This window comes from Silvanigrella paludirubra (genome assembly GCF_009208775.1).
Taxonomy (GTDB): Bacteria; Bdellovibrionota_B; Oligoflexia; order Silvanigrellales; family Silvanigrellaceae; genus Silvanigrella; species Silvanigrella paludirubra.
Genome location: NZ_WFLM01000001.1, coordinates 845,428 through 860,084, shown reverse-complemented (window position 1 = coordinate 860,084; position 14,657 = coordinate 845,428). Strand labels below are relative to the sequence as shown.

Here is a 14,657-nt window from a genome sequence, read left to right as displayed (position 1 = left end):
CCAAATGCGCTTAAAAAACAAAAGTGGTTTAAAAATGAGTTTATCAGAAATTGACTTTGTTACCAAGAAAGTTGCTCTTAATAAGCATTCGGGTGAATAAGCCCTTTAGCAGGTGTGAGCATTACTATTTTGAGATCAAGCCAAATATTCCAATTTTGAATATACCAAAGATCGCATTCAATTCTTTTTTCTAAAGACGTATTTCCTCTCCAGCCGTTAATTTGAGCCCAACCTGTAATTCCAGCCTTCACTTTATGTCGAAGCATATAGCCAGGAATTTGATCTTTAAAGTTATCTACAAATACAGGACGCTCTGGTCTTGGACCGACAACACTCATTTCGCCCTTTAATACATTAAAGAACTGAGGAATTTCATCGAGACTTGTTTTTCTTAACCATTTTCCAATTGGAGTTGTTCTATCATCATTAGATTTTGCCCATACCGGACCGCTTTTTTCTTCTGCATTTACATACATTCCTCGATATTTAATGCAATAAAATTTTTTACCATCGAGACCCATACGTTCCTGTTTAAAAAAAATAGGGCCTGGACTACTGAGACGAACTAATAATGCACATATTAAATAAACAGGAGAAAAGACCAGAATAAATGTAAAAGAAAAAACAATATCAAATAATCTTTTTAAGAACAAACCATAGCTTTCTAAACCAGATGAATTTAAAGCTAGTGCAGTTATTCCCTCAAATTGAATAGGGGTAGGTTCAAAGAATATTTTTTCTCCTAAATAAGGAATTAAAAATATATCGGAAAGATTTTTATCTAAATGTTTATATATTTCATTAACCTGAATTGTTTCGCTTGCACTTGGGACAATAAAAACAAGATCAACAGCACCTGTTTTTAAATATTTGTCGACAATGTTAATTTCAGAAAAGGAGTGACAAGAAATTAGTTGAAGATTCCAGTCTGATCTGGCATCAATCGTTTTTGCTAGTTTTTCAGAACTTGGACCTGTCCCTATAATAATTACTTTCTTTTTTGAATTTTTAAATTTTAAATAAAATCGATTCCATTTTCGGATTATACTCCTGCCAAGTGGAAGCATAATTGGGATTAAAAAGAAAAAAATAAATAAAGTTAATCTTGAATAACGATGTTCATATATAAAAAAAGAAAGAGTAACAAAAATAAAAAAAGAAATGGTGTGATTCTTGGCTAATTGAAAATTTTCATCCCAAATTCTTTTTTTAACAAGACTTTTTTTATACATTCCTGAGGTCAAAAATATAAAGAAATAGCATAATAATAATAAAGGCAATAGTCTTAAATAATTAAAGAGTGTATCTGGTCCTTTTGTTAAAGCTATTATTTCAAAATTAAAACGTATTATAAAAGCTAGAATCCATGAAATAGTAATTATTAATATATCAATAATTGCCCTGTAAATATTCAACTTTTCAGCGTGTCTACTAAGAATCATTATCTAAAATCCTTTTGCGTTTTGAATTGATTCTAAAACAGTTTTTGTGAATTTCTTTTGAAATATTTCTTCTGAAAATTTCTCAACTTGTGAGAACATATTATTTTTATCTGTTAAAGTGATTTCTTTTTTTAATGATAATTTTACAGCATTTATCATAGATTCTTTTGAAGATTCATCAAACGTAAATCCTGTTACGTTATTAATAACGGTTTCTTTTGTTCCTCCTTGATTTGGTGCAACAACCCACAAACCAGCTGCTGTAGCTTCTAAGGGAACAATACCAAAATCTTCGATTGCGGGAAATAAAAGGGTATGGGCTTGTGAATAAATATTTGGAATTTCATCGTCTTTAGGATTAATATAAAATGTTACTTTTTTCGAAAAATCTTTTTGAGCTTTTAATAATTCAGAGCCTTGACCTGCTGCAATAACAGGAATTCCATTTTCTAATAATATTTTTAGGCTTTCATACATTTTTTTATAAGGAGTCCATGCGCCAAATAAGAGTACTTTTCTTTTTTGAGATGAGTAAACTTCTTTTTGATTTGCAATGTTAAAAAATTTAATATTTATTGGAGGATAAACAACCTCAGGAGTTTTACCGTAGTATAAAGCACATCTTCTCGCAACAAAATTACTATTTGTAATCATTTTATCAATTCGAACAGCAGATGTTACATCCCAAATGCGCAGGCGATTTAACAAAAATCGTCTTAAGATTTCCAAAGGGCGCGAAAATTTAGGAGCTTTGCTAAAGTAACGGTGTTCTTGATCCCAAGCGTAACGCATTGGGCTATGAATATAGGAAATATGTATTGCTAGTGGTGGTGGAATAATTCCTTTTGCGACACAACTGCTACTAGAAATAATAAGATCATAATTTGATAAATCAAAACTTTCTGCAGCAATAGGTAACATGGGTAAAAGTAACTTGTAAAGCTTTTCAATAAATGGAATTTTAGAAAGAAAAGAAGGAATAAATTTATGTGCATGCTTTAATTTTAAAACTTCTTTTGGTTTTCCAAATAAATAATAAAAATCTGCTTGTGGAAAAAGATTTAAAATTTGTTCTAAGACTCGTTCTCCACCTCTACGAGAAAACATCCAATCATGAACGATAGCAACTTTAAAATTTTGGGTTTGTAATTGAAAATGCTCTTTATCATTATGATTCACTGTGTACCTGCTGTTAATTTTTGAAGTTCTGAATTGTCATATTTTATTAGCATTGTTTCGCATCTACGGACAAGAACTTTACCTGGGGCAAGATTTTTTCTTTTTTCAATATCGCCTCGAGTGGCAATTTGTATTTCAGCACTCTGTGCTCGACTATGTTTTGAATGGTGTACTGCTAAAATAGAGGCTTCTCTAATTGCTTGTTGCGAAGCTTTTTTTCCACCTTTTGGTTTTTCAAGCCAAACATGGCTCCCTTCTCCTGTAAGAACGTGAAGCCAGGTATGATTTGATGGCATCATTTTTATCATTTTATCACCATCTTCAGCAGATTTTGAAACACGAATAAATTCGCCCGTTGATGAAAAATAAACTCGAAAAGGAAGTCGCCCCTCTTTTTCATCTCGAATTTTCTTTTCTTGTTTTCCTTCAGTCAATGAAATATCTAGTGTTCCGCATAGTTTTGAAACAGAAGGAAGTTCTTCTTTTTCTAATATTAAATCTAAGACGTATTTTGAAAATTTACTAGAGTCTTTTTGCAAATGAAAATTTTCATTTGTGTATTTATCAATAAAAAACTTTAATTCATCTGCGCTATCAGAAATTAATTTTTGAAAATCGTATTCTGCTTGAATACTTTCAGCAATTCTAACTGTTAATTCTTGTTTACGTCTTTTTAAAATGTCAATTTCATGATGAATTTTATTTAAAATATCTCCTGGTTTTTCATGTTTTTTTAATGAATAAAAAGCAGGCATTCCAAATTCTTCAATAAATTGTGGTGGAACATACCAAATTAAAGAATGGGCAGGCCATAAGTATAAATTGGTTTTTAATCCTTCACTTTGTTTTTGTAATCTAGATATTTCGTTGTTATCAGGTAAATCTATTTTTTGTTTTGTTATTCTTCTTGCTAAAAATTGTAACTTTGTTCGAGCAGATCTACGAATATGAGTTGGCAAAATTTCTAATGCAGATGTTAGAGTTGTTGGAGAACTTGTAGAGATATTTTTATTTGTTTTAATTATTGGTATTGGTGAGGTATCTGCTATTTTTTTCTCTATATTCTCTTCTGGCTGAGGCATAGGGCAGTAAGATATAATGGGATATAAAAAACAAGCTCTTTTTTTTGTTTTTGTATTATCTTCACTCCATTCACACCAACTTTCAAAAAAAGGTTCACCTTGAGAAAAATGATTTCCACAATCCGTAACGTAACGATTTGGAATTTTATCATATTTTTTTGCTAATATGATTCTTGGAGGTTTGGAGTCTAAGTCTAAAATAAGTACATTTGGACCCTCTAAAATTTCATCATAATTTTCGAGTTGTTTATTTGGTTCTCCAAATTCTAAAATTATACAAATAGGAGACATGGCTGCATAAGATGAAATTATTTTTCTTCCATGAATATACTTCCTTGCAATTTGAACGATTGAATTTGGCTGTTTTAATGGTAAAGGCTTTAAATGGGTTGTGGAAATTCCACTTTCCCCTTTTTTCATACTTAACAAAACCGTGCTTCTATCATCGCCCGGTTTATATAATGATAATATGAGTTGGCCGTGTTCGGATGCCGTGATTTTTTGTAAACTTGTATTTTGTGCGCGGTGTAAAGGCCCCGAAAATTTCCTTGTCCAAATCGCAAGTTGGGCAATATTTGATCGGATTTCGGGTGAGACATTTTTTTGAGGGATTAAATCTTTCACAGTTTTCTTCCTGTCATTTTCTTTCGTCTGTTCATGGTTGACGACATTTATCCTTACAGTATTGTTCCAAATGTGTCTATTCTCATACTAGGGAGTAAAGGGTGCAAGAGTTACAAGATATATATAGGCTGCAAGCTTTTGTTACAGTTGTTCAAGAAGGTTCCTTATCTTCAGCTGTGAATAAACTTCACATTACTCAGCCAGCTTTGTCAGCAAGACTAAAACTTTTAGAAGAAAGTCTTGGTTGTGCCTTATTAAAACGAACAGCGCGCGGTGTGCGTCTTACCTCTATGGGTAAATTGGTCTATGGAATTTCTGTAGATATTTTAAAAAGAATGAATCAATTACAAACAACAGTGAGAAATCATTTAGAGCTTCGTGAAGGTTTTGTACATTTGGGAGGAGGAGCAACAGCTGTTGCTGGCGTTTTTCCAGATGCCATTTCTGAATTTCGAAAAAAATATCCACAAATCCAATTTACTTTGCATGAAAAAGATTCCGCAACTGTGATAGAGTCCCTTCATGATGGATCAGTTGATGTTGGATTAATTACAAGAAATCCCTTTGTTGCACCTAATGAAGATCCCTTAATAGGATTAAAAGTTCATGCAGAAATTCTTGATACATTAGAGATCATAGCAGCGCCGGAAAATCCTTTGGTACAAATGTCACTTTCATTAGAAAAAATGGGTAAAACTTTATTACCAATTCATATCAATCGTCAGCCTATGATTTTATTTGAAAGTGGAAGCGCTATTCACGATATTATTGAAATGGAATTTCGAAAATTAGGAATACGTTATCGAACTGTAATGACATTAAGATCGACACAAAGTATGATTAAAATGGTTGAAAAAAATATTGGACTCAGCGTTGTCAGTTCACACTCCTTGCGCAATGAAAAAAATATTCAAGTTTTAAAGGTACAAGGTTTAAAAATGGAACGTTCTATTTTAATTTGCTCATCATTAGAAAGAGAACTTGCTCCAGCGGCATCCGAGTTTATTCATGTTCTTCAAAAAATTTATAACTAGTTAAAGTAACATTTATTCAGGAATTCTAATTAATATGGTATCACCTTTTCAAAATAGTATTTTTCATTTTATCCTGTCGCGAAAAGACAAATTTGTTTCTTCGCCGATTGCTATTATGGGTGGAGTTAGTGGATCTCGATTTCATGGCAATGAAAAAATCGAAGAACTTCCTATTGTTATTTTTGACTTTGAAACGACCGGATTAGACACAAGAAGTTCTCGAATTATTGAAATAGGTGCTATAAAATATCAAAATAAAAAAGAAATTGCTCGTTTTTCACATTTAATAAACCCAGGAATTCCGCTTTCCCCTGAAATTACAAGGATAACAGGAATTGAAGATCATATGTTAGAAGGGAAACCTGACTTTCAAACTATTTTACCTGAATTTCATGATTTTTTAAGAGGATGTGTTGGATTAGCTCATAATGCTGAATTTGATATTGGGATGCTATTTCATGAATCAAATAGATTGGGTATTTCTTGTGACTATACTATTTTTTGTACTTTAAAAATGGCAAGAGCTCTTGTAAAAATTGAAAGGCGAAATCTTGACGCTCTGGCACAACACTTTGGATTGACCTTTGAATCAAGACACCGTTCTATTGGCGACATTTTAGTTACAGCAGGCGTTTTTTGGCGTATGCTTGAAGAAAATCCTGCATTAAAGACCATTTCGGATCTTTCTCCTTACCGAGAAGAAATGCCAGGAAAATAACAATTAGGAAATATTGATAAGTGAGAAGAAAAATAAGTTTTTTTTTATTTTCAGTTCTTTTTCTAATGACAATTTATTTTTTTTCATACCGAATTTTAAATTCACAAATAGCCTGGCTTGCTTTTCCGATTGGTCTTCTATTTCTAAAATGGTTTGATCTTGCAATCATACAAGGGTTTCAAACTTTAAAAGATTTTTCAAAAGAACGAATCGAACTTAATTTAAAAGCAGCAGGTATCTCTTATAAAAAAGATTTTTATAAAAAAACTCTATATTTAAAACTTTTTTCCATAATGATATTATATATTGCAATTTTTTCTTTTACCTTATCAAAAGATATTAATGATATATATCAATTTATTTCACAAAACTTAAAAACATCTAAGCCTATTTTAAAAATTGAATTTCCCTCGTATTCGGGGCAATTACCTAAATATTATGATTTATCGGTGAATAGTTATGAGATAAATATGGATACTTCATCTTATCTTGAAATAAATATTGATAATTTAAAGAAAGACAATAATTGGCAAGTATTATTCATAGAAAATAATAAAGTATATCCTGAGAAAAACTATACTTATTCTTTACAATCAGGATCTTGGTCTTCCTCTGTATTATCTTTGTTTTCTTTATTTGATGAAAAAACAGTTAATGAAGATAATAATAAAAAGAATTTATCAAGAAATATTAAAATAATATTAACAAATAAAGATAAAAAGTATATTTCTACGTTAATTTTAAGCCCTACATCTAAGCCCATTGTAAACATAGAATCAGCTAATTCTGATAATATAGATTTTAAAGAGTTACAAGGAAAATTAAATTTTGATATTGATGTGAAATCAACAGTTCCTTTAACATTAGTTGAATTATCTATTAGAACTCATTCAGGATATCATTTTGAAAAATCTTTAGCTGAGTTTTCAAATGCATCTGAGTTTAATTTTAAATCAGATAATGCTGAGCTTGTTACATTAGGAATTCCTTTTTTGCAGGAAGATACTTTATACGTTAAAGCAATTGCGAAAACAGTATTATCTGGAATATTTGGAGAGTCAAAAGAATTAGTTTTTCCAATAAAAACGCCAATACAGGTCAGAGCTGAAATTATTAGAAAACTTGAAGAAGCAAAAAAATTATTAATTAAAATGAATAAAGTAACTCCTGAGCAAAAATCAAAAATTATACCACCATTATCTAATGCAGCTCAATTAGCTGGAAATTTAAGTCAGTCAGGTATTGTTAGGAGAAATATAATTGAATCCATTAATTTAGTAGAAAATATTTCTTTAAAGAATGATCAAAATTATAATTCTTCTTTGGGGAAAATTCAAACTACTATCAATATTTTAAAGCGCCAGCAAAATGCGAGTGAATCGAGTAATTTTTTGGCAAGACTCCAAAATCTTAAGAGTAAAATTCAAATGTTAAATAGCAAAGAAAAAGATTATTCCGAGTTTTCTTCCGAATCTTTTGAGCTAAGTGAGATCGCTTCTAATTTAAATAAACAACTCATGAATATGACGAATAATGAAACTTATCCTTTAACAATAAGCGAAAAGAAAACTCTACAAAATATTCTAAAAAATGATAATACTGCCTTAAAAGTAAAGGCAACGGCACAAAGTCTTAAACAAAATAATTTAATTGAAGCTCAGCAAGAAATTCAAAATGCATTTGATGAAGCAAATAATCACTTGGGTTTTGCTATGCAAATAATGCAGCAAGCAAGACAAAGAGCAATACAAGACGCAAAAATAAAATTACAAAAAGCGGATTCCTCTTTGGAAAATTCTAAATATTTTCCTACAAAAAATGAGGTATTAAATGAAATTTCAAATGCAAAAGACTTATTAGAAAAAACGCCACTTCTTGGTGGTGAATTTAACGAATCGTTAAATTCGGCTAAAAATGCTACCAGAAAGTCATTTGTTTTTGGTGCAGAAGAGCGCGCTTATGAAAGAATAGCATCAACTCAAAAAGCGCAAGAAGCCGTTGAAAAAGCAATTTTATCTTTACAAGATGAAGAAGAAAGTGATAAAGAATTGCAAAAAGAGCAAGACGCAAGAGCTTTTCGTTCAACCATGGATATTCTTGCTGCCCAAAGTGTTCTGGATTCAAGTTGGAGAAAAAAAATTCTAGAAGAAATTTCAAGGCTCAAAAGTCAAGGAGAATCTTCTGATTCCCCTATGATAAGATATCTCGAAAGTAGACTTCGATAATATGCGTACTTTTACAAACAGAAATAAAATTAATGGCATTTCTTTTCATCATAGAACTTCTCAGCGAGGGATAAGCACTAAGTCCACTTTGTCGCAGTATTTTAATTTAAACGATTTAATGCTACAAATTAAAAAAGAATCTCCAAGTCATTTAACTGTAAAAGAAATTCAATATTTTCTTTGTGATCAAGGAAGAAACGAAATTCATACTCATGTTTCTATTTGTGCTGAAATTATTTCGAAGTGGACAGGAATAGTAAAGACAATGGAACGTTGTTTTCCATTTAGAGATTTTACAACAATAAAAGATACTTTTAATTATAATAAAAATGATTCATTTGAGTGTATTTTAAATGAATTAGAAGTTTTTTTAGAAGCAAAAAAGTTACTTGCATTATGGCGACACAGATTGTCTATTTTTGAGATGATAGTGGAAGCGCAAGGAAGTTTAAGATTTTTAAAAATAAATAAATAGGATGAATTATTTTATTTATTTTCGGTGTTTTGGTTTAATTTATTGAGTTTTTCAATAATGTTTTTAAAATCAAATGATATTTTATTTAAGTTTTCATTAATCATTGATTTATCTAAATTATTTTGAATATTAATTTCTGTGTTTTGAATCAAAGGTTCAATATAAGTCTTGTTATTTTCGATTATTTTTGACTCAAATATTTTAATTTCATTAATTATTAATTCTTTAAGATGAGTTGTGTTATTATTTATACAGCGATTTAAATTGTTTTTAAAATAAAAAGATATATTAAGATTAAAATTACTTTCTAAATATTTTGAAGGCAAAAATATAGAATTTATTTGTTTTATTTTAGAAGTTAACGCTTTAATTTGGGCTTTATCATTTTCATCGAGTTTATTATTTTTTCTTTTTATTATTTCTCTTTGAGCGGCATGATACTGATTATTTATACTTTCAAGAGTCGTAACGTGTTTTTCAATTTTATTTATGATAAGATTTAAATCTGTTTCTAAAGAAATAACTTCTTCGCAATATTCTTTTATATTAATATTTAAATACTTAAAACTACTTTTGTACGGAGGCTGTTCTGATGTTGGTGTTGGAGTAGGAGCTGGTATTTCTGGTTTTGATTCTGCCTTAGGTGGATTATTTGATTTGCCATGAGAAGTAGAGTCTTTTGATCCACATCCATAAATTAGTGTACTAGATAGGCTTAGACTAAAAAGAAACGGTTTAAAATTCATGAGATTCCAATAACTTTTAAAAAGAAATTAAGCAAATATATCATATATTTACTTAATAAAGTAAATGTTATATTAGTATTCATTTTTTAGCAATTTATATTAATTTTTAAAACGATAAAGTAATTCCACCCCAATAAGAATTATCATAATAAGGACTTCCGCTCGGGGAGCTTACGCCAGAAGGCGATATTCGGTAAGTTATTTTTAATTTAAAATGTCTTCCCATACGAATGGATAAAGCTGCGCCGGCATCCCAGGTTAATGGTGTTTCTTCCTCGGATACTTGTCCAAAATAGTCTTTAAATTTAGATTTTCTATTTAAAACACCACCATAAATAGATGGGCTAAAATAGTAATTAAAAAGACCAATACTTAAATTTGCGTAACTATCTGTCGTATCATATTCTTGAGTTAAATTTCCTGCTGGTAAAATATTACCTTTGCTAATTAAATATTTTTTATAATCATCTGTGTATGTATATATTTCATTTGTATAAGTTTGCCCAGAATTTAGTTCCATAAATTGATTTAAAGGAAATCCAATGTCCAAGCCGTACGATGTTTTTGTATACTGATAACTGGTTGAGTAACTATTAGCGTAACTTCCATTTAAAGTTATTTCAATAGAGTAACAAAAAATGGGATAAAATATAAAAAATAAAATTTTTAAAATATTTTTAATTAATTTCATTTTAATTTAATACCAATTTAAAAGTAATTAATTTAATTTCATTATTTATTCGGTTAATATTTAATTTTATTAAATTGAAAATATTGCAGTATCATTTTTGAATAAATAGGTAATTATTAATTGGGGCGAGAGTACATTTGACTTTGAATTAATGTGGTTTGTCTATTCGTATTTTCAATTAACTTATTTATTTCATCTGTAATATCAGGACTCGGTAACCAAGCTGAATTTTCCTCTATTTTTCCATTTTGATTTCCAGTATAATACTCAACAATATTTTTTAAAACAACTTCAGTTTGTCTTGGTCCTACGGGAAATACCATAATATTTATACGATTACGAAAGAGTCTTCCATCTATAAAAAACTTATCCCAATCTGTTTGTAAATTAAAATTTTTTCTGTCCATAGAGTTTATAATATAATTTTGAGATAATAATCGAGACATAATCCCAAAAACCATAGCAGGGTGTGCTTGTGTTCGCCAAGTATTGCCTTCTATGTGAGTCAGAGAAAGTGTGTTTTGAAAATTTTGAGGATAAGGAGAATTGTAATTTAATGAATTATTTCTTTTATTCTGGTTACTTATTGTTCCCTGTGATAAGGAAGAACGCATATTATCCTTATTTTGAGAGCTATTTTGATCTGCTATAGGATCATCTTGAAATAAACTATCAAGAAAACTAGCTGATTTTCTTTGCTCATTTATATCCCCCGATTTTTTCGAATTTTGAGGAAATAAAGTTGAGCAACTATTTATAAATATTATGTTGAAAAGGCAGAGAAACCGTTTTACATTCATGATGGACCTCTTCCTATAATTCCTTTTGCTTTATTATCCTTTTTTTAGATATAGAGGCCATGACTATTAATTGCATATGGCATTTCTTTATTAAGAAACATTTGCCTGTCCTTAGCATTTATCTAAAAAATGTTGATTTTTGCTACATACTTGAGAATTTCTTTTAGTAAATTGATTTGCCCCTGACAATTTTGTGTGATAAGTGGTGTTTTGCTTTTTTCGTGTTCCGAATAATTAACGAAAGGTATCTATCTATGACGAGCTCGACTTCTTCTGGGCTAAGGCCCACAGCGTGCCGCACATTAATTACTTTTGCTCTTTGTGCGTTATCATCAATAGGATATTTATCTAAATCATATGCAGCTGAGAAATCGATACTTGAAACCATTAAAAAGGATGGTATATTAAAAGTTTGCTCAGAATCTGGGTACTTACCTCTTGAAATGAAAACAGCGTCTGGAAAATGGATTGGATTTGATCCTGAAATGATGGAAGCTTTTGCTAAACATCTAGGGGTAAAATTAATTATATCAGATACAAAATGGGATGGAATTATTCCTTCTCTATTAACCGGAAAATGTGACATGATCGCCTCTTCGATGGCGAGAACAAAAGAACGTGAAAAAGCTGTTACCTTTAGTGATCCTTATTATGACAATAAATTTTTAATTGCAGTAAAAGATACCCCTGATAATCGTAAAAATTATAAATCATTAGAGGACTTTAATAAATCAGGAATTAAAATTGCAGTTAAAACAGGCTCTGCTCCCGATCTTTATTTACAAGACACAAAAAGTTTAAATAAAGCACAAATAATGAGATTTGATGCTGATGCTGACACAGTAAATGCAGTTCTAGGTGGCCGCTCAAATGCGTTTATTTATGATACTCCTTATGTAAAACTTGCAGCATTAAATAATCCTGGGAAAATTTACATTGTACCGCAAGGCTTTAATGGAGATCAATTCAGTGTAGCCATGCGTAAAAAAGATCAAGAATTAGCTATTAGTTTTAATAAATTTTTAGCTGAGTGGAAAAAAATAGGCGGTTATGATAAGGCCATGAAATATTATTTTGACAGCCAGGAGTGGTTAACTCTTCTTGATAAATAAATTATGTAGTTTTAATTTAATTTTCTGTTAATAATTCTCTGATTTGGAAATATGAAACGCGATGCCAGATAAAAAATTACCCATATATTATTCATTCCTTTCTTCTTTTCTTATTCTGCTGTTAGCTGCTGTACTTGTTCGTAGTTTTTATCAATTAGATTATAGCTGGGATTTTTCGGTTTTAGCTCCTTATATTTGGTTACCAACTACAGAAGGTGGCGGTCCTGGTCTTTTTCTAAAAGGGCTTTGGATTACAATAAAAATGAGTTTTGAGGCCATCATATTTGGTACTATTCTTGGTGTCATATTTGGTATGCTCCTTACAACTCAAGAAAAAATTGCTAAATTTGCTGCCCTATTTTACGTAGATGTTTTTAGAAATACGCCTGTGCTTGTGCAACTATATGTTGCCTATTTTATTGTTGGTACAGCTTTTAATCTCTCTGGTGCAGTTGCCGGTGTTTTAACAATGAGCTTATTTTGTTCTGCTTATGTTGCTGAAATATTTAGGGGTACAATTGCTAACTTTGAAAAAGGACAGATCGATGCCGCAAAAGCGTTGGGTTTAAGTCCATTTCAAATAGCTAGAAAAGTCATAGCACCTCAAGCTTTGAGAAATATGCTTCCTCCTTTAATTGGACAATTTGTTTCCTTAATAAAAGATAGTTCTTTGCTTTCGGTTGTAGCAATTCCTGAATTAACTAAAGAAGCCCAAAATGCGGTAACAGTAACATTTAGAAGTTTTGAAACTTGGTTTTTTATTGCGTTACTCTATTTTGTTGTAAATACATTAGTGAGTTCATTGGGGCGTTACCTTGAAAAAAGATTGAGCGTGAGTCTCAAACATTAATTTGGAAAAATATTATGTCTCAAGAAGTAGTAGTTAGTTTAAAAAATGTAAATAAAATATTTTATTCAAAAAATAAAGAGCATCATGTTCTTAAAGGTATTAATTTTGAAGTAAAACAAGGTGAGGTTGTTGCTCTTATTGGTCCTTCAGGGAGTGGAAAGAGCACCTGCTTGCGCACAATTAATGCTCTTGAAACAATCTCCTCTGGAAACGTTGAAGTTTGCGGAATTAACTACCGCGATTCAAAACAATCTTTGCACATGATACGCCGAAATACGGGAATGATTTTCCAAAGATTTGAGTTATTTCCTCATATGTCTGCGCTTGAAAATGTAGCATTAGGACCAAACTTAGTTTTAGGCAAGTCCAAAGATGAATCCTTACAAATTGCTTCCGATTTATTAAAACGTGTAGGTTTATCCGCCCACTCAGAAAAATTTCCAAGAGGATTGTCTGGAGGGCAGCAACAGCGTGTTGCTATTGCTAGAGCATTAGCGATTAATCCAAAAGTTTTATTATGTGATGAGCCGACAAGTGCACTTGATCCTGAGCTTGTTGATGAAGTCGTAGACATTTTGGTAGATATTGCTAAAGGCGGCATGACTATGATTGTTGTTACTCATGAGCTTTATTTTGCACAGAAAGTATCACACCGTACTATGTTTTTAGAAAGTGGTCTTATTGTCGAGCAGGGAGATACAAAAGAAATGTTTGCTTCCCCTAAAACAGAAAGGCTTCAGACCTTTTTAAAAAGAATCACTCATCAGTCTTAATATTTTTTTATTTATCTTAAAAGCGACAAGAATTATTCTTGCCGCTTTTTTTTTTGTAAATATTTATTTATTTTTAATAAAACGACTTAGGCTTAAAATAAATTTAAAATTCATTAAAATTTAAATATTTAATTTCTTTATTTGATATTATATTAAATAAAGAATAAATAAAAATAATATAAAAAAAATTAAAAATATTGTTGATCTTTAATATTAACCTGTTACCTTTGTTGAACCCTGTCATTTATAAAAAAAGGAAATAGTTATGAAATTAAAGTGTGCACTTTTAGCATTATCCGCATTATCTAGTTCAGCTTTTGCTGATACTTTCAACTTAAGTACTGTAGTAAGTAAAGAAAGCCAAAATAAAATTATTAAAGAAATGATTGATACATTTAAACGTGGAACAGTAGATCAAAATGCACCAATTACTGTTGCTGGTACTTTTGATCTCAATAGTGATCGTAAATTAGTAGCAATTAATGTAGATCATGTTGGTTTTAAAGTAATTAATGTTCCTTTAATTGGTGCTTATGAGACTGATGCAACAATTAAAGCTACAATTACAAATGGCAACTGTAAAAATATTGTTGTAACATCTACAAAAGTAAATTTTGGTAACCCAGCAATTGTAAATCCAATATTTGCAAATGATCTTAAGAATAATGCAGCAAAAGCTCTAGATATATTTATTAAAAATTCTGATTTAGCAAAATATTGTGCTAAGGAAACTTCAGCAGAATCCTATAACGTTATTTTTTACTAATTAAAAAACTTTAGACGGGGTTGCTCCATTAAAATTTAATGGAGCATTTTTTATTTCTTAAATATAGTCAAAATATTGACAGGACAAAATTGTGACACCTCATTTTTTAAAAATTTGTAAATAAATTTACATGAATTAAA

The 14,657-nt window shown here is 30.3% G+C and carries 14 protein-coding genes; 8 read left to right on the top strand and 6 right to left on the bottom strand.

Annotated elements, in window-relative coordinates; all coding sequences use genetic code 11:
- Window positions 1–77: 77 nt before the first annotated feature.
- The 3 genes from GCL60_RS03845 to GCL60_RS03835 are packed head-to-tail and all read right to left on the bottom strand — an operon-like array spanning window position 78 to window position 4,327.
- Entirely contained in the window at window positions 78–1,442 is a 1,365-nt protein-coding gene (locus tag GCL60_RS03845; protein WP_153418547.1) for an undecaprenyl-phosphate glucose phosphotransferase, read from the bottom strand.
- A gap of 3 nt (window positions 1,443–1,445) precedes the next feature.
- A complete protein-coding gene (locus tag GCL60_RS03840; RefSeq protein WP_153418546.1) occupies window positions 1,446–2,621 on the bottom strand; it encodes a glycosyltransferase in 1,176 nt (391 codons plus the stop codon).
- Window positions 2,618–4,327 carry an NFACT RNA binding domain-containing protein gene (locus tag GCL60_RS03835; RefSeq protein WP_153418545.1) on the bottom strand — a complete coding sequence of 570 codons (1,710 nt, stop codon included), beginning with the start codon at window positions 4,325–4,327 and terminating at the stop codon, window positions 2,618–2,620. Before GCL60_RS03835 ends, GCL60_RS03840 begins: the two co-directional genes overlap by 4 nt.
- A gap of 101 nt (window positions 4,328–4,428) precedes the next feature.
- On the opposite strand from GCL60_RS03835, the gene GCL60_RS03830 reads away from it, so the two are divergent.
- The 4 genes from GCL60_RS03830 to GCL60_RS03815 are packed head-to-tail and all read left to right on the top strand — an operon-like array spanning window position 4,429 to window position 8,779.
- Window positions 4,429–5,361 carry a LysR family transcriptional regulator gene (locus GCL60_RS03830; protein ID WP_153418544.1) on the top strand — a complete coding sequence of 311 codons (933 nt, stop codon included), beginning with the start codon at window positions 4,429–4,431 and terminating at the stop codon, window positions 5,359–5,361.
- Window positions 5,362–5,395: 34 nt separating this feature from the next.
- Window positions 5,396–6,079 (top strand): 3'-5' exonuclease, encoded by a 684-nt coding sequence (locus GCL60_RS03825; protein ID WP_153418543.1) that lies wholly within the window; start codon window positions 5,396–5,398, stop codon window positions 6,077–6,079.
- 20 nt (window positions 6,080–6,099) lie between these two features.
- Entirely contained in the window at window positions 6,100–8,304 is a 2,205-nt protein-coding gene (locus GCL60_RS03820; protein WP_153418542.1) for a hypothetical protein, read from the top strand.
- Between the two features lies 1 nt (window position 8,305).
- The gene (locus tag GCL60_RS03815) at window positions 8,306–8,779 is read left to right on the top strand and encodes a hypothetical protein (RefSeq protein ID WP_153418541.1); all 474 of its coding nucleotides are present in this window, start codon (window positions 8,306–8,308) and stop codon (window positions 8,777–8,779) included.
- A gap of 11 nt (window positions 8,780–8,790) precedes the next feature.
- On the opposite strand, the gene GCL60_RS03810 is transcribed toward GCL60_RS03815, so the two are convergent.
- From GCL60_RS03810 to GCL60_RS03800, 3 genes are all read right to left on the bottom strand, one after another.
- Window positions 8,791–9,525 (bottom strand): hypothetical protein, encoded by a 735-nt coding sequence (locus tag GCL60_RS03810; RefSeq protein WP_153418540.1) that lies wholly within the window; start codon window positions 9,523–9,525, stop codon window positions 8,791–8,793.
- A gap of 106 nt (window positions 9,526–9,631) precedes the next feature.
- Window positions 9,632–10,216: a hypothetical protein gene (locus GCL60_RS03805; RefSeq protein WP_153418539.1), complete on the bottom strand. Its 585-nt coding sequence runs from the start codon at window positions 10,214–10,216 to the stop codon at window positions 9,632–9,634.
- A 116-nt stretch (window positions 10,217–10,332) separates the two neighbouring features.
- Entirely contained in the window at window positions 10,333–11,016 is a 684-nt protein-coding gene (locus GCL60_RS03800) for a hypothetical protein (protein WP_153418538.1), read from the bottom strand.
- A gap of 254 nt (window positions 11,017–11,270) precedes the next feature.
- On the opposite strand from GCL60_RS03800, the gene GCL60_RS03795 reads away from it, so the two are divergent.
- From GCL60_RS03795 to GCL60_RS03780, 4 genes are all read left to right on the top strand, one after another.
- Window positions 11,271–12,128, top strand: coding sequence for a transporter substrate-binding domain-containing protein (locus GCL60_RS03795; protein WP_153418537.1), 858 nt, complete (start codon window positions 11,271–11,273; stop codon window positions 12,126–12,128).
- Window positions 12,129–12,189: 61 nt separating this feature from the next.
- Window positions 12,190–12,978 (top strand): amino acid ABC transporter permease, encoded by a 789-nt coding sequence (locus GCL60_RS03790; protein ID WP_153418536.1) that lies wholly within the window; start codon window positions 12,190–12,192, stop codon window positions 12,976–12,978.
- A 14-nt stretch (window positions 12,979–12,992) separates the two neighbouring features.
- Window positions 12,993–13,751 (top strand): amino acid ABC transporter ATP-binding protein, encoded by a 759-nt coding sequence (locus GCL60_RS03785; protein WP_153418535.1) that lies wholly within the window; start codon window positions 12,993–12,995, stop codon window positions 13,749–13,751.
- Between the two features lie 265 nt (window positions 13,752–14,016).
- Entirely contained in the window at window positions 14,017–14,517 is a 501-nt protein-coding gene (locus GCL60_RS03780; protein ID WP_153418534.1) for a hypothetical protein, read from the top strand.
- Window positions 14,518–14,657 lie beyond the last annotated feature (140 nt).